Raw genomic sequence first — 242 nt, 5'->3', positions numbered from 1 at the left:
GGGTCTACCTGAATAAAGGGGAATCGTTTACAGTTAAACAATTGTACGAAGCTATGGCAGTCGTTTCAGCCAATGATGCTACGGTGCTTCTTGCAGAAAAGGTAGCAGGAAGCGAAGCCAACTTTGTTCAGATGATGAACAAAAAGGCAGCAGACTTCGGAATGAAAAACACCTCGTTTGTCACGTCCACAGGTTTGCCAGCTAATGAGCTAGGACCATACTCTGTTAAGACCGATCAATTA

The 242-nt window shown here is 44.2% G+C and carries 1 pseudogene; it reads left to right on the top strand.

What is annotated here, in order from left to right:
- Positions 1-242 (top strand): annotated as a pseudogene (locus SB773_RS34180) (D-alanyl-D-alanine carboxypeptidase family protein); the annotation flags it as partial.

Source organism: Bacillus sp. SIMBA_074 (assembly GCF_046534555.1).
GTDB lineage: Bacteria > Bacillota > Bacilli > Bacillales > Bacillaceae_G > Bacillus_A > Bacillus_A mycoides.
This window is presented reverse-complemented; position numbering and strand designations above follow the sequence as displayed.